Annotated in this window: 17 protein-coding genes and 2 pseudogenes; 9 read left to right on the forward strand and 10 right to left on the reverse strand. The window is 38.2% G+C overall.

Annotated features, from left to right (window positions below; translation table 11 throughout):
- Positions 1–182 precede the first annotated feature (182 nt).
- Positions 183–539 carry a DUF2512 family protein gene (locus J416_RS13620; RefSeq protein ID WP_003473736.1) on the reverse strand — a complete coding sequence of 119 codons (357 nt, stop codon included), beginning with the start codon at positions 537–539 and terminating at the stop codon, positions 183–185.
- A 144-nt stretch (positions 540–683) separates the two neighbouring features.
- On the opposite strand from J416_RS13620, the gene J416_RS13625 reads away from it, so the two are divergent.
- Together J416_RS13625 and J416_RS13630 are read left to right on the forward strand one after the other, a co-directional pair.
- Positions 684–926, forward strand: a complete 243-nt coding sequence (locus J416_RS13625) for a hypothetical protein (protein WP_003473738.1) — start codon at positions 684–686, stop codon at positions 924–926.
- Positions 927–1,026: 100 nt separating this feature from the next.
- Positions 1,027–1,536: a DUF3231 family protein gene (locus J416_RS13630; RefSeq protein WP_003473739.1), complete on the forward strand. Its 510-nt coding sequence runs from the start codon at positions 1,027–1,029 to the stop codon at positions 1,534–1,536.
- Between the two features lie 24 nt (positions 1,537–1,560).
- Here J416_RS13630 and J416_RS13635 read toward each other — a convergent pair whose 3' ends face one another.
- Positions 1,561–2,763 carry a bacillibactin exporter BcbE gene (locus J416_RS13635; protein ID WP_003473740.1) on the reverse strand — a complete coding sequence of 401 codons (1,203 nt, stop codon included), beginning with the start codon at positions 2,761–2,763 and terminating at the stop codon, positions 1,561–1,563.
- 151 nt (positions 2,764–2,914) lie between these two features.
- Here J416_RS13635 and J416_RS13640 point away from each other — a divergent pair, with 151 nt between their 5' ends.
- Positions 2,915–3,997 (forward strand): FUSC family protein, encoded by a 1,083-nt coding sequence (locus J416_RS13640; RefSeq protein ID WP_003473741.1) that lies wholly within the window; start codon positions 2,915–2,917, stop codon positions 3,995–3,997.
- A 29-nt stretch (positions 3,998–4,026) separates the two neighbouring features.
- On the opposite strand, the gene J416_RS13645 is transcribed toward J416_RS13640, so the two are convergent.
- From J416_RS13645 to mutY, 4 genes and pseudogenes are all read right to left on the reverse strand, one after another.
- Complete coding sequence (locus J416_RS13645) at positions 4,027–5,787, reverse strand: ABC transporter ATP-binding protein (protein WP_003473742.1); 1,761 nt, start codon at positions 5,785–5,787, stop codon at positions 4,027–4,029.
- A gap of 28 nt (positions 5,788–5,815) precedes the next feature.
- Positions 5,816–6,343: a nucleoside tri-diphosphate phosphatase gene (gene ntdP / locus J416_RS13650; protein WP_003473743.1), complete on the reverse strand. Its 528-nt coding sequence runs from the start codon at positions 6,341–6,343 to the stop codon at positions 5,816–5,818.
- Positions 6,344–6,809: 466 nt separating this feature from the next.
- On the reverse strand, positions 6,810–7,013 hold the full coding sequence (locus tag J416_RS13660) for a gamma-type small acid-soluble spore protein (protein WP_003473746.1): 204 nt from the start codon (positions 7,011–7,013) through the stop codon (positions 6,810–6,812).
- Between the two features lie 136 nt (positions 7,014–7,149).
- Positions 7,150–8,222 (reverse strand): annotated as a pseudogene (gene mutY / locus J416_RS13665) (A/G-specific adenine glycosylase).
- Between the two features lie 81 nt (positions 8,223–8,303).
- Here mutY and J416_RS13670 point away from each other — a divergent pair.
- Positions 8,304–9,296: a metal-dependent hydrolase gene (locus J416_RS13670; protein ID WP_003473747.1), complete on the forward strand. Its 993-nt coding sequence runs from the start codon at positions 8,304–8,306 to the stop codon at positions 9,294–9,296.
- A gap of 40 nt (positions 9,297–9,336) precedes the next feature.
- Here J416_RS13670 and J416_RS13675 read toward each other — a convergent pair whose 3' ends face one another.
- Both J416_RS13675 and J416_RS13680 read right to left on the reverse strand, forming a co-directional pair.
- Positions 9,337–9,606 (reverse strand): YfhJ family protein, encoded by a 270-nt coding sequence (locus tag J416_RS13675; protein ID WP_003473748.1) that lies wholly within the window; start codon positions 9,604–9,606, stop codon positions 9,337–9,339.
- Between the two features lie 5 nt (positions 9,607–9,611).
- On the reverse strand, positions 9,612–9,959 hold the full coding sequence (locus J416_RS13680; protein WP_003473749.1) for a YfhH family protein: 348 nt from the start codon (positions 9,957–9,959) through the stop codon (positions 9,612–9,614).
- 225 nt (positions 9,960–10,184) lie between these two features.
- Between J416_RS13680 and J416_RS13685 the strand changes: the two genes are divergently transcribed.
- Positions 10,185–10,976, forward strand: coding sequence for a Cof-type HAD-IIB family hydrolase (locus tag J416_RS13685; RefSeq protein ID WP_003473755.1), 792 nt, complete (start codon positions 10,185–10,187; stop codon positions 10,974–10,976).
- Here J416_RS13685 and recX read toward each other — a convergent pair.
- The gene (gene recX, locus J416_RS13690) at positions 10,966–11,826 is read right to left on the reverse strand and encodes a recombination regulator RecX (RefSeq protein WP_240407285.1); all 861 of its coding nucleotides are present in this window, start codon (positions 11,824–11,826) and stop codon (positions 10,966–10,968) included. The genes J416_RS13685 and recX overlap by 11 nt on opposite strands.
- Positions 11,827–11,873: 47 nt before the next feature.
- Between recX and J416_RS13695 the strand changes: the two genes are divergently transcribed.
- The 4 genes and pseudogenes from J416_RS13695 to J416_RS13710 all read left to right on the forward strand — a co-directional run bounded on the left by J416_RS13695 (position 11,874) and on the right by J416_RS13710 (position 14,483).
- Positions 11,874–12,770 (forward strand): TIGR01777 family oxidoreductase, encoded by an 897-nt coding sequence (locus J416_RS13695; RefSeq protein WP_003473757.1) that lies wholly within the window; start codon positions 11,874–11,876, stop codon positions 12,768–12,770.
- Positions 12,771–13,200: 430 nt separating this feature from the next.
- Positions 13,201–13,457, forward strand: a pseudogene (locus J416_RS15865) (CidA/LrgA family protein).
- Entirely contained in the window at positions 13,450–14,139 is a 690-nt protein-coding gene (locus J416_RS13705) for an LrgB family protein (RefSeq protein ID WP_003473775.1), read from the forward strand. Before J416_RS15865 ends, J416_RS13705 begins: the two are co-directional and overlap by 8 nt.
- A 98-nt stretch (positions 14,140–14,237) precedes the next feature.
- Positions 14,238–14,483, forward strand: coding sequence for a YuzB family protein (locus J416_RS13710; RefSeq protein WP_003473784.1), 246 nt, complete (start codon positions 14,238–14,240; stop codon positions 14,481–14,483).
- A 17-nt stretch (positions 14,484–14,500) separates the two neighbouring features.
- On the opposite strand, the gene J416_RS15975 is transcribed toward J416_RS13710, so the two are convergent.
- A partial coding sequence (locus J416_RS15975) for a hypothetical protein (protein WP_003473786.1) occupies positions 14,501–14,701 on the reverse strand: 201 nt, incomplete at its 5' end.

Here is a 14,701-nt window from a genome sequence, read left to right on the forward strand (position 1 = left end):
AGGCAAAATACGGAGACTCCTGCGGGAACGCACGAGCTGAAGATCCACTGTGTGAAGATGGACTCTTCACACAGTTAGCTGAAGCCGTGCCCGCGGAAAGCGAAGTATTTTGCCTACGCTTAACTTAAAATTGTTCGGATTCGTACTCTTGCTATTTAGTTTTGTCCCAGCCTTTCTTCATTTTATGTGACTGCTTTCTTTTTCTGATTCCCCTTTACTAAAAAACGATGTAAAAACCATTCACAACCTGCAATGACAATTGATAACAACACAGCTCCAACAAAAGTTACATATGCATTTGTCAATAGACTTGTTAACACATAAACAATAACAAATGTCGCCATAAAGTCTAGTGCTACACTAAATAACAGTTCCACTTTGCTTAACATCGCTAATTCCATTGCTATTCCGACAAGGGCTAGTATTCCTACAAGCAACAGTCCTTGCCAAATGGAACTAATATAAAACTGATTCGATGTGGTTGAGGCAATAAACACGACAATTGGTAATGTTATCAGTTTTACGATCAAACTAATCAATAACTTCACCCTCCAAACTTTTTTGTTAGTTTCTCTCAAATACACTTTTGATATACTTTTCCTTCATTTTATATATTGACGTATAACCTCGGGCATCATTCACACACTACTACATGTATCACAAGATGAAAGGGTGAAATAGTAATGGCTCAACAACAAGCTCAGCAAACATTACGCCAAATTGCACAAATGGCAGAGCAGCTATCTCAACAAGAACAACAAAACGCACAACAACTGCAGTCTCAACAACAACAAGCAGGTACGAATGAGATAGCGAATGCCGGAAGCAATGAACAGCAAATGGCACAACGTGAAACAAACGCTGCCCAACAGTTACAGCAAATCTCTCAACTGTGCCAGCAATGTGAACAGGAATTAAATCAGTAAGACCGTTGGTGGACTGTGAATTTCTCACAGTCCACTTTTGGTATATAAGTTTCATTTTGGCAAAAGATATAGATGTAATCAATCTAAGGAGGAGATAAAATTGGGTATATTGTCAGGAAACCCTCATAAAGAACCGCTTCATTATGGCGAAGTATTTGGTATTTGGTCTTATGTCATGATGGGAAAAGCAAATTACGCATCCTATCAGACATTTATCAATCACTGTGGAGATGAGGATTTACAAAAAATATTGGGAGATTGCATTTCACAAATCAATCAAGAATATGAACGATTGGAAGAGATTCTGAAAGTGAACGGAATTTCGATTCCACCATCTCCACCAGAACGTTCATATGCTGATTCAGAGAATATTCCAATTGGTGCGAAATTTCAAGATAAAGAAATTAGCGGTGCCATCTCAGTAAATATAGCAAAATGCTTGGTTAGTTGCAGTACGATCATGGGGGAGAGTATACGAGAAGATATTGCGATGCTCTTTGGTCAATTTCATACAAATCAAGCGCAAACAGCAGCTAAATTGTTACGATTAAATAAAGAAAAAGGCTGGCTCATTACACCACCATTACACACCGACATACCAAACGTATAAAAACTAAGAAAGTGCCTTCCGACCCTATTCGGAGGCACTTTCTTTATTTGGCTTAATGGCAAATAAGGTAATCAATAACGCTATGATACTTACTCCTGCTAAGAAATAATACATCATGCCTAATGCCTTTTCCATCAAAATTGCAATAATTGGCGGGCCAGCAGCAACACCGAGAAATCGCATACTACTATAAAGAGATGTCACCGTTCCTCTTACTTCTTTTTTAATTCCTTCTGTGATCAACGCATCAAGACAAGGTAAAGAAATGCCAATACCTAACCCAGCGACGGAAAGTAATCCGGTAATTAACCAAACCCCCATATCCGAATGAACAAAGAGAAATGAAACAACTGCGAATGTATTACCCGTGAAAATCATCCACTTCATAAGCACTTTATTATTGCCAATTTTCTTTCCTGAAATTAGCGACGCTATACACAAAAAAAGTAAAGGTACTGCTAAAAATAACCCCTTATTGACGCCTTCCACTTGATACTCATCTTCAAGTAATGTTGATAAATGAAACAAAAAACCGAATAATACAAACATATTGACACAACCAATGATAAAAATTGCATATAGCCAGCGACCGTTATCACGAAATACCTGCTTAATTCGATCCATAAATGAATCCGTCTGCTGATTTTTTTCATCACTTTTTGGCGTTTTGACAAAGACCATGACAAGAAGAATAGCAATGGCTGCAAATACTGGAATGGCGATAAAAGGCATGTACCAAATTAACATTGCTAATAGTGCCCCAATAATTGGGCTTAGTACTTTCCCAAATGTATTCGATGTTTCAATAATACCAAGACCTGCGCTTACTTCCTCCTCATCATCAAACATATCACCTACTGTCGGAAGTACTACAGGGAATGCACCTGATGCACCTATCCCTTGTAAAAAACGACCAATTAAAATCAACCAATACGGATGTTCAAGTTGCCATGCAGCATATGCTGCTAAGATCCCTCCAATACCAGTAATGATTAGACTAGGAATCATGACTTTTTTTCTACCAATTTTATCTGATAAATATCCAGCAAAGGGGATCAGTAAGATGGCAACAACTGAATAAACCGTTATGATCAAGCTGGATTGAAAGGAAGAAATATCAATTTCTTTTTCAATAATGGGTAAAACAGGTATCAACATCGAATTTCCGAGCGTCATAACGAGCGGAACCGATGCTAATGCGAGTAAATCTAATTTTTTCTTTTCCATACTAGACGTCCTTCCATTAATCGTGCATTCTTTTCTATTGTTTGCGAATCCTTTTCTTTTCATACTCACTTTCCTTGACTTCACCATGCATTTTCTTGCCATTTTCTGCTATACTTGTAACGAGACTTGTTTTTCAAAAGGTGGGGTGTATATGAAACTTGGCGCGCGAATGCTAAAGACAGGATTAGCAGTGGCCATCGCTCTTTATATTACGAACTTTATCGGATTGCCGTCAGCTACATATGCCGCCATTGCAGCAGCATTTGCCATTCAACCAAACATCCACCGTTCCTTTCAAACGGTGCTCGAACAAATTTATGCCAATGTGATTGGAGTCAGCATCGGTACGTTCGCTGCCTTCTCACTCGGCAATGATCCAATTGTGATTGGTTTTATTACGATTATTATTATTTTAATCTGTGCGTATTTTAAAATGAGTGAAGACACGATAGCCCTAGCCATTATCGCGGTTCTTGCCGTAATGGAAACGACAGATACAGCTTTATTGCAGTTTGCTGGTGGTCGTTTTGGTTCACTTATGATCGGTATTTTAGCCGCATTTATTGTCAATATGATTTTCTTACAACCGAAATATGAAATACGCTTATTTAAAAATATCGATCAAGTCACTTCAGATATTATTCAATGGCTCCGTATATCGACGCGACATTTAGATGATGATCCGGCATTAAAGGGTGAGATTACTCGCTTACGGGGAGATTTTCGTTTTCTTGATCAAACATACTTATTATTTAGTGAAGAAAGAGTATATTTGCGCAAGTCAAGAATCCAAAGAATGCGAAAACTCGTATTACTTAGACAAATGATTTCTACATCTCGGCAGTCATTAGAAACATTGCAAGCTTTTCACGAATATGATTACAAAATTGAAACGATTCCAAAAGAATTTCAACAAGTGCTCGTGGATGAATTGGATAAAATTATTTATGCACATGAACGGTTGTTGCTGAGCGCCATGGGGCGAATCCGAAAACAGCCGACAAAGTCCATTGAAGATATTACGGATCCAAATATTCCAAACTTAGTCGAAACATTAATCCAAGTATATGAAGAAGATGACAAAGAGCGCATGGCTTTATTACCACTTGCTTCACGTCTCATGGAATATCACCGTGAGATCATGCATCTACAGACCTTATTAAATAGTTATCAACACTATCATGAATATAACAATTTCGACTTTAAGAAAAAAAGAAGGAGAATCATGCCTTAAAGCATGTCTCCTTACTTTTGTTCACATTATCACTTACTTTGTTGATCGGTAAGTTCTTGTACTTGATAAAGGTTATAATAATGACCTTGTTGTTCCATTAATTGTTGATGCGTTCCTTGTTCGACTATTTCTCCATTTTCAATCAGAACAATCCGATCTGCGTGTGTAATCGTTGATAAGCGATGGGCAACAATAAACGTTGTACGCTCAGATGCTAGCTTTTCTAACGCTTCTTGGATCAAGCTTTCACTTTCTAAATCAAGTGCCGACGTAGCCTCATCCAGAATTAATAATGGCGGGTTCTTTAAGAATACACGAGCAATCGCAATTCGTTGCTTTTGTCCACCCGATAGTTTCACACCACGTTCACCAACAACCGTATCATAACCATCCGCTAAATCGGTGATAAATTGATGCGCATTGGCCGCTTTCGCTGCGGCAATTACTTCTTCCTCTGTCGCATCAGGTTTACCCATCCTTATATTCATCGCAATCGATTCACTGAATAAAATATTATCTTGTAATACCATGCCAATTTTATCTCGTAACGATCGCGCCTTAACATCGCGTATATCATGACCATCAACGAAAATTCTTCCACTTGTAACATCATAAAAACGCGGAATCAAACTCACAATCGTGGATTTACCACCACCACTCATACCGACTAATGCAACCGTTTCTCCTTGATTGATATGCAAAGAAATATCATTTAACACAATGTCTTCTTGTTGTTCGTACTGGAAGGTAACATGGTCAAATTCTATTTTTCCATCAATTTGTTTTAATTCCTTCGCATCCGGTTTATCTTTTATCTCATATTCTTCATCAATGAACTCAAACACACGATCCATGGAAGCAATCGATTGAACCAATACGGTAGATGAACTGATTAAGCGCCTTAACGGACTATAGACACGATCCATATAACCAACAAACGCTGCGACTGTACCGACTGTTAGATCTGATGTGATCGCAAAGTAACCAGCAAAACCAATCACTAATAGTGGCGCGATATCAGTGATCGTATTCATCACAGCAAAAGTCTTCGCATTCCAAGACGTATGATCAATAGCGCGATCAAAGAAATTTCGATTCTTTTTCTCAAATTCCTTTTCTTCATAATCCTCTAATGCAAAACTTCTCGTCACCGGGATACCTTGCACTCTTTCGTGTAAATGCCCTTGTACTTGCGCAAGAGCCTCGGAACGATTTCTTGTTAATTCACGCAATTTGCCGTAAAAAATTTTGACCGAGATGGCGTAAAGAGGGAACAAGGCTACGGCTACAATCGTTAACCAGACATCCATAAATAGCATAATACCAATAGCAATTAAAATGGTTATCATGTCAAGCCATATATTCATGAGCCCTGTCATGACAAAGTTCTTTGTTTGCTCAACGTCATGAATTACCCTTGAGATAATCTCCCCCGTTTTCGTTCGGGAATAAAAACGTAAACTTAATCGTTGAATATGATCAAATAATTGCTCTCGAATATCATATAAAATCTTATTCCCTGTCCATTGCGCTAAGTATTGGCGATAATACTCAATGGGTGGACGCAATGCAATAAATAACACCCCAGCAATACCCATCAGCCAAAATAATTCATTTAATTTCTCATCTGCTGTCATTTGTTCAGCTCCGATAATGTGGTCAATCACATATCGAAGAATCAGCGGCATTAATAATGGAATGCCAAATTTTACAATACCAATTAAAATCGTTATAATAATTTTCCATTTATATGGATATACATATTGCAAATACCGACGAATACTACCCAATGGCGATCACCTCACTCTCTTGTTGTATTTAACGATACGTTAGATAGAATTCATACCATTCATCAACAAACTCTGGAGAAAACGGCCCCTTTCTTTGCCTGACCCAATGAATTAATTGATTTACATTATTCCAAAGAATTTTATCTAGTACCTTTGGATAGTTCATTTGCTTTTTGTGTAATTCATATTCATCTTCATCCAGTAAATGATACGTCATATCTGGATACACTTTCACATCAAGGTCATAATCGATGTATTTAATCGCACCATCTTCATAAACAAACGGAGAACTAATGTTGCAATAATAGTAAATCCCACTTTCACGAATCATACCAATGATGTTAAACCAGTATTTTGTATGAAAAAAACAAATTGCAGGTTCTCTTGTGACCCACGTTCGCCCATCACTTTCCGTCACAATGGCTTTATCGTTTGCTCCGATCACTTTATTGCTTGTCCCCTTCAATACAGTGGTAGTATTCCAGACACGATGGAGCTGACCGTTATGTTTATAGCTTTGAATTTGAATGTCTTTTCCTGGTTCTAGGCCATCCATACGTATCTCCCTCTCTCATTTTTTTATAATACTACTCATTATAACGATATTTTATCGTAAATAAAAATAATCAGACCAAAGAACATTATCTCAAGAAAGGAGAGGTTTTGTAAATTTTACTGTTTGAACTGATGTTTCCGTCAGGGGGGGATTTTCCATGCAAATAGCATCCGCTCAGAACTCTGTTTGACGCATAAATGAATTTTCGAGGCAAATAGATGCGCTTCAGCTTCTCGTTTGACGCATATACTCATTTTCGAGGCAAACAGATGCGCTTCAGCTTCTCGTTTGACGCATATACTCATTTTCAAGGCAAACAGCCACGCTTCAGCTTCTCGTTTGACGCATATATTCATTTTCGAGGCAAACAGCCATTTCCGTTCCTTCTGTTTGACTGAAAACAGTCGAAAAACAAAAAAACTTGGCTCCCCAACCACTGTGAGAAGCCAAGTTACGCTATCACTACTTATTTTTTCTTGTTTTCAGACTTTCTGTTTTGCTGACGTACCTCTTGTGCATTTGTTTCGCTCGCAAACTCAGTACCATATTGTCCTTGACCTTGCGCAGCTTGTTGGTTTTGGCGTTTTACCTCAGCAGCGTTTGTTTTGCTCGCTTGGTTTGCTGCTTGATTTGCTGCTGGGTTTGCTTGTTGGTTTTGCTTTTTAGCCATTTATATCACCTCCACGCCATTTACTTTACCCAGTACGCATCTTTTTATCCAAAAATTTTGTTAAAAGTCATTTACAAACGTCAAGTTCATACTGCTCGCGTCATATAACTTTTCATATAGATCTCTTCACGCTTCATTATAATTCTTGATATATTTTCTGATGGGACACTGGTAGTGGATAATCACTTATTCCCTCTTTTGATAACGTTTTTTGATTTGGCTTTGTTTGGATCTGTCCAGTTCCTTTCATATAATATACCTGTAAATGCCAAGTAATATGGGAAAAAACATGTTTCACTTGCTTCAAATAAGTCATTTGCTCCACTTCCAGGTGGTATTTCTGTTTGATAAACGCTGCTAAATGCTCCTCATCGACAGTGGAGACATCGACCATAGGAAATTGCCACATTTGGGCAAGCAAGCCTTCAAGAGGTCTTTGTTCTAATAAATAATTACCTGTATCATCTTCTATGACGAGTGCAAAATAAGTGTGGGATTTATGCTTTTGTTTTTTTGATTTTTTAGGCAAAGATTGTTCCACCCCTTGATGAAAAGCAATACAATGTGATTGTACTGGACAAAGCATACAGCTTGGATTTTTAGGTGTACAAATTAAAGCACCGAGTTCCATTAACCCTTGATTAAAGTAAGATGGATTCTCTTCAGAAATTAGTTCACGAGTGGCTTGTTCAAATACTGTTTTCGTTTTGGCTTTCGCTATATCTTCTTCTATCCATAAAATACGTGACAGGACACGCATGACATTACCATCAACAGCTGGTTCGGGTTGATTATACGCTATACTTAAAATCGCTCCCTTTGTATAAGGCCAATGCCTTTTAATTTGGCTAATTGCTTCGCATCTTCTGGCACTTTAGCGTCGTATTGTTCAACGACTTCGCGAACGGCTGTCTGCAAATTGCGAACACGCGAATAATAACCTAACCCTTCCCATGCTTTTAACACGTCTTGTTCGTCTGCATAAGCTAAGTCCTTCATTGACGGGAAAAGCTTCATAAAATGATTAAAATAAGGGATAACTGTTTCTACCCTTGTTTGTTGCAACATAATTTCAGAAACCCACACTTTGTACGGATCTTGATCCTCTCGCCATGGGAGATCTCGATGTTCATCTCGAAACCATTGGATTAAATCATGCTGAAATTGGGGTATATTTATAGTAGAGGGTATTGTCTTTTTCATGTTCATCATCCTTCATGTTACAATGTTCATGACTACAATAGCATAAACTCGCTACGATGCGATTGAAAAGTAAAGGAGGCAACGCAGATGGATACAGCAACTCATATCGCAATGGGAGTGGCGTTAAGCGGAATCGCGACACTTGACCCTGTTGTTCAGCAGGATTCAACGATGTTTACCGCCGTCATCATTGGTACCATTATCGGATCACACGCTCCCGATTTTGACACGATACTCAAATTGAGGAATAACGCTGCTTATATTCGACATCACCGCGGGATTACACATTCTCTTCCTGCGATTATTCTTTGGGGAATTGCGATTGCTTCCTTCATTTACTTGTTTATTCCTGAAGTCAATTTCCTTCACCTTTGGCTTTGGACAGGTATTGCCGTAATATTACATGTATTTGTTGATATCTTTAATGCGTATGGAACACAAGCGTATCGACCATTTACAAAAAGATGGGTCGCCTATGGTTTTATAAGTACATTTGACCCGTATATTTTCACTCTTCATGTGATTGGTGGCATCGCTTGGATGTTAGGTGCACATCCCGGCTATACTTGGATCGTTATATACACCATTATTACGTTATATTACATGAAGCGGTATATCGATAAGCGAGAAATCGTCAAAAAACTGGAACAACATTTTAGCGAAATTGAGCAAATAACGACATATCCAACAACCAAACAAAATATTTGGCGGGTAGCTGTTATGACTTCTTCTGAATATTATGTAGGAGAAGTTGACAATGGACATATTCATATCTTGGATAGATATCGTCGTGTACCTTTGCCGGATCATCCCTTAACGAAAAAAGCAAAAGAAGATAAAAATGTGTCTGCGTTCTTGTCTTTTTCACCTATTTATCGCTGGGAAATGCACCCGTATGATGATTTTACTGAAATTCGCTTTGTTGATCTGCGCTATCGCAATGATGGTCATTATCCATTCGTTGCAGTTGTACAAATTGATGACAATCTGCATATTATGAATTCCTATACAGGATGGGTATTCTCAGAAGAAAAATTGCAAGACAAATTAGATATTGACGGACAAGTCAGTTCCACGTAATCAATGGCTAGCAAGGGTAAATATCCCTCTAGCCATTGTTTTAATGAAGCTTGTCTTCTCCTCGATATATCTTATCTTGGTATTTTGGGTTGTTTTTCATAAATTCTTGTAATTTTCCGCCGTATTGATGCACCCAATGACGGACAATTTTTTCGGTAACCTCTTCACCTTGATAACTTCTGCCTGCTTTAGCACGTGTGGCTTCAAAGTCTTCCCATAGCAATTCCACCCAGCTACGCGCTTCTTCTAAAGTTAATGACTGATTTTTCTCATATAATTCTTGAGTTAGACGTTCGATTGCTTCACGCAAAGGGCTTACCTCCAATCTTCTTTCTTCTGCTTTTCACCAAGAACTGAAATTGGCACAGCTTCCTCATTCTCTGTTTTTTCACCTAATAAATTAATGCGATAACCCCACGCAAAAACACCATTTTTATAAGTAATTTCAAATGCTTGTCCAGGATCACCAGCCAGCTGATACACTTCACCTTTCTGAAAGTCGGCTGGATTTAGCATATAAGCAGCTGCCATTTGTATTTTTCTCTCAAGAATTTCATACTCACTGACATTGCCCCATTGTTCAGCCTTTTGGGCTTTTTCTTTCAACGTGGCAATTTCTTCACGTAATTCCTCAACAGTATAGCTACTGTACCTTCTTTCCATTTGTCCACCACCCATTGTTCGTTTTGCACTAACCTTTATTGTAGGTGAGCCAATGAAATACTGTCAATGTGGAAAAATGTAATCAAAAGGCAGATAACCAAATACGATATCATGAACGAAACATTTTCAAAATCTCCTCCATATCTGATACAAATACAAATGATTTCTTTTGAACTTTTTTCCTTGTATAATATAATATAAAGATTAACATTTGGGGGACTTATAATGATAAAATTATTTGCCACAGATTTAGATGGTACGCTTTTACAACCGGGTAACGTAATCAAAGAGACAGATAAACAATCGATTCACACGTTACAAACACACGGAATAGACTTTGCCGTTGCAACTGGAAGAATGGAACGGGATATTACAGAAATTTGCAAACAATTAGGATACACTGGTCATAAAATTAGTCAGAATGGCGCGTTTGCTCATACACGTGACGGCCATTTAATCGGAAGTCACACCTTTGATGCAGCTACGAGCAAAGCCATTCACCAAACAATTATTGACTTTCCGACACCGATCAGCGTCAATACAGAAACTGAAAGCTACATTTCCGAAAAAACCCCTGAAATTAAAGCCGTGGAAAACTTATTATACTTTCCGATTACAGAAGGTATCGATTTTCTTGATGATTATGGAAAAAGTATTCACCCAAGTAAATTTATGCTATTTGGATATGAGGATCAATTAGTTCCACTGCAAAAGGAGCTCCAAGATCAATTCGGTTCAGAAATCGAATCATATCTATCTGATCCACGCTGTGTGGATATTGTTCCAAAGGGTGTCAGTAAAGCAGAAGGATTAAAGCAATTAGCTACACACCTTTCCATCGACCCAATGGAAATTGCCGTCATTGGCGATTCGTACAATGATATTCCTATGTTTGAAATGACACAAACAAGCTTTGCGATGGCTTCTGCACCAGCTCCGGTTCAAGACAAAGCAAGTCACGTGGTTGAAGACGTACATCAAGCTATCGATTACATTACTAATCACGTTACCAGTTAATGTCATGTTCATTCGCAGATTCATCAAGATATTCATCTAAAAACGGTTCGATGACATCAAATGAAAATCCTTTTCGATACAAAGCAGCCGTCACCTTTTGTCGCAACTGAGATCCGGCTGCTTTTCGTTTATACTTTTGGATTAACTTCTCTCCTTGGTAGACAACAGCTTGATACTCTTCATTGGGATCTTTTTCAAAGCTATGTTGTTGCAAAGCTTCCTGGATAGCATCTTGCGTAAAACCTTTTTGCATGAGACGTTGTTTGAGATTCTCCAACTGTTGTTTATATGATTTTTTTGAAGACATTTGGTTTTGTTTATTCAACCATTTATCAATCTTTTCCATTTGATCTTCAAAAGGATACTGTATAAGCGCTTGTTCGATCGATTCATTCGAGACACCCTTATCCGCCAGCTCTTTTCGAATCAACAGCGGGCCCTTTACCGCCATTTGCAGACGCGTACGAACAAAACTTTCCGCAAACGCAAGATCATCCAACCACTTCTCTTGTTTTAACCGCTGAACCACCGCCTTTATTGTCTCGATATCGACTTCTTTTTGGTGTAAATAATCAATAATTTCTTTCTCGGATCGCATTCGATAGCTTAAATATCTTAAAGACAGGGTATACACTTTATAGAAAGAATCTTTTTCTTTTAACTGTTCGATTAATTCGTCTGATATAGTGAGTCCTTTTCGCAAATGGTGTTCAATTAACAAATCTTCGGCAACACTAAAAGCATAGACATCTTGTCCATTTTCTTTAAGAAAAATATTATATCGGTGTTTATCCTTTTTTTGAACTGAAATTTTTGCGATTTCTGGCAAATGAATCACCTCTTTCGTCATCTTACCACACAAACATCTGTTCTGTAAATTATAAGGAGGTTCTTATGATGAATATTGTTATTGCTGGTGGAACGGGTTTTGTTGGCAATCAACTAACCGAAGCACTGATCAATCGTGGTGATCATGTATACATATTGACACGTAATCCCCAAGTGTATCATGATCGATTTCAAGTTACATATGTTGGATGGGATCCAGCTAGAGGTGAGATAGAAGATACGTTACCAGCCATTGATTGCGTGATCAACCTAGCTGGCGATTCCTTATTTGGCTATTGGACGAAAAAGAAAAAACAACGTATATATCAAAGTCGAATAGATGCTACCAAAACATTAATAAACTGGATGAAACATACAGAGGTCCATACCTTTATTAATGCCTCAGCTGTCGGTTATTTCGGCACCTCAGAAACGGAAACATTTACTGAAGAAACGGATACACAAGGAGATGACTTCTTAGCTAAAGTAACTTCTGCTTGGGAGGGCACAGCTTTAGAAGCTGAGACGCTTGGGATAAGAACTGTATTGACTAGGTTCGGTGTGATTTTGTCAAAAGATGATGGCGCACTTCCGCTGATGGCACTACCTTTCCGTTTATTTGTTGGAGGAAAAATTGGTAACGGCAAACAATGGGTACCGTGGGTTCATATCGATGACGTTGTGCAGTTATTAATGTTTGCCATTGACCATTACTCGTTACAGGGTGCCTTACACGTAACAGCACCTGAACCTGTCAGAAACGAAAGACTAGCAAAAGCATTGTCTACTGTATTACACCGTCCAAAATGGTTCACAACACCAGCTAAATTGATGCAGCTCGGTCTTGGTGACATGAGCATTTTAATCACAGACGGACAATACGTTTTACCTAAAAAAGCTAAGAGTTTTGGTTATCAATTTCAATATACAAGCATTGAACAAGCACTACACGCCATTTATACGTGATTTCACATTTATCCACACGTTTTATCCACAAAATTGTGAATAATGTGCAAAAACCTCTTAAACATTGTGAGTGCTCGTTCACTTATCAACAAGTTATATAGGGTGTTGCATGTGGACTATGTGTATAAATATCTATAAAACTGTGAATAAAATGGTTATTATGGGGATAAATCTGTGCATAAAATATATCGACAGTTTCATCCACTTGTAGTACACTATGTATCATGAATGTAGAAACTCTTTAAAGGTCATTGAGTTATTTCTAAACATCTTTTACATCAAAGAAACTAGCAGAATTATTGGAGTCGATACAATGTTTGGGCGTTGGATGAGACGAATATTACAAATAAGCATATTATTTGTATTTTATTATATTGGTGAAGCGATACAACAATTTTTCTCGCTTCTCATTCCTGGCAGCATCATCGGTATGTTGCTATTTTTTCTGTTGTTAAGCACTCATATCATTCCATTACATTGGGTAAATGAGGCATTGACCTTATTCTAAAGGATATGCCGATCTTCTTTATTCCTGTTACGATCGGTGTGATTGAATACCTTCATTTCTTTGCAGGAAAAGGAAGCCTAATGATCCCAATTGTGATGATCAGTACGATATGTGTTATTTTATTCACAGGAATCATTACGGATTATTATTTAAAAAAAGAGGCTCAACAACATGACTAAGCTATTTATCGCAATGATATTTATTTCAATCACAGTCGGATTATTTTATGGAAGTAAAATCGTTTATCGCCGTTTCCCTAGTCCAATGACACTGCCCATTTTCTTAACGTCTTTCACACTGATTTTGTTGCTCTTAAGTTTTGATATTTCCTATCAAACCTATATGATCGGTGGAAAGTGGATCGATCAACTACTAGGCCCCGTCGTTGTGGCACTAGCATTACCGTTATATCGGCAAATTCATGTAATTAAAAAAGATTGGAAGCCGATTAGTATCGGTATTTTCATTGGTGGTACAATAGGTATACTGACTGGTTGTCTACTAACCCAATTCGCAGGCTTTTCAGAAGAAATTATTCGATCCATTGCTGCAAAATCAGTGACAACCCCTGTCGCTATCAGCATTACTGAATCTAGTGGCGGGAATGTATCATTAGCAGCCGTATTCGTTATGATTGCTGGCGTGAGTGGTGCTATGTTTGGACCAACCATTGTCCGAATGAGCCGGTTAAAACATCCGATCGCAAAAGGGCTTGGATTGGGTGCTGCCTCCCATGCGATTGGTACGGCAAAAGCACTCGAATTAGGTGAACAAGAAGGTGCAGTAAGTGCATTATCGATGACAATAAGTGCAGTTATCGTCTCCTTTTTCGTGCCATTATATATCTATGTTTTCCTGTGAAACATTTTAGCTAAGGGTTCGGAAAAAGTCTGTTTGATTGACATCTAAAATGGTATAGCGTTATGGTGAAAGGCGATTCCAAATGGAAGGTGATAATTATGGGAATCGTTGTCGTAGAAGTTTGTGACAGTAATTTAATGAATACTATAAATATAGAAGAAATCATCGAGTCTGAATATCCAGAGGTGGCCGTTCTCATTAGCGATTGCCTCAACTTCTGCGGGTTATGCCGTGTCGCACCATACACAATGGTAAATGGCAAACGCGTCCATGGCAAAACACCTGAAGAAGCTCTGGAAAAAATCCGCAAAGCCATCGATGAAGAGCTTGCCTTTTATCAATAAGAAGGCTTGATTGATCACTAGACATGATCAATCAAGCTTTTTTTGTTTTTGATGCAAACAGACGCTCTGACGTTTCTTGTTTGACGCATATATTGGTTTTCGATGCAAACAGCTGCTTCCGCTTCTCTTGTTTGACTCATATATTCTTTTTCAATGCAAACAACCGCTTCCACTTCTTCTGTTTGACTCATATATCCATTTTCGATACAAACAACCGC

Origin of the sequence: Gracilibacillus halophilus YIM-C55.5, assembly GCF_000359605.1 — a bacterium.
Taxonomy (GTDB): Bacteria; Bacillota; Bacilli; order Bacillales; family Amphibacillaceae; genus Gracilibacillus; species Gracilibacillus halophilus.

Excerpts from the sequence above, each read along its gene's own strand:
- J416_RS13625 (WP_003473738.1), top strand. The coding sequence starts at position 684 with ATGGCTCAACAACAAGCTCAGCAAACATTACGCCAAATTGCACAAATG.
- J416_RS13635 (WP_003473740.1), bottom strand. The coding sequence starts at position 2,763 with ATGGAAAAGAAAAAATTAGATTTACTCGCATTAGCATCGGTTCCGCTC.
- J416_RS13640 (WP_003473741.1), top strand. The coding sequence starts at position 2,915 with ATGAAACTTGGCGCGCGAATGCTAAAGACAGGATTAGCAGTGGCCATC.
- ntdP (WP_003473743.1), bottom strand. The coding sequence starts at position 6,343 with ATGGATGGCCTAGAACCAGGAAAAGACATTCAAATTCAAAGCTATAAA.
- J416_RS13660 (WP_003473746.1), bottom strand. The coding sequence starts at position 7,013 with ATGGCTAAAAAGCAAAACCAACAAGCAAACCCAGCAGCAAATCAAGCA.
- J416_RS13670 (WP_003473747.1), top strand. The coding sequence starts at position 8,304 with ATGGATACAGCAACTCATATCGCAATGGGAGTGGCGTTAAGCGGAATC.
- J416_RS13680 (WP_003473749.1), bottom strand. The coding sequence starts at position 9,959 with ATGGAAAGAAGGTACAGTAGCTATACTGTTGAGGAATTACGTGAAGAA.
- J416_RS13685 (WP_003473755.1), top strand. The coding sequence starts at position 10,185 with ATGATAAAATTATTTGCCACAGATTTAGATGGTACGCTTTTACAACCG.
- recX (WP_240407285.1), bottom strand. The coding sequence starts at position 11,826 with ATGACGAAAGAGGTGATTCATTTGCCAGAAATCGCAAAAATTTCAGTT.
- J416_RS13695 (WP_003473757.1), top strand. The coding sequence starts at position 11,874 with ATGAATATTGTTATTGCTGGTGGAACGGGTTTTGTTGGCAATCAACTA.
- J416_RS13705 (WP_003473775.1), top strand. The coding sequence starts at position 13,450 with ATGACTAAGCTATTTATCGCAATGATATTTATTTCAATCACAGTCGGA.
- J416_RS13710 (WP_003473784.1), top strand. The coding sequence starts at position 14,238 with ATGGGAATCGTTGTCGTAGAAGTTTGTGACAGTAATTTAATGAATACT.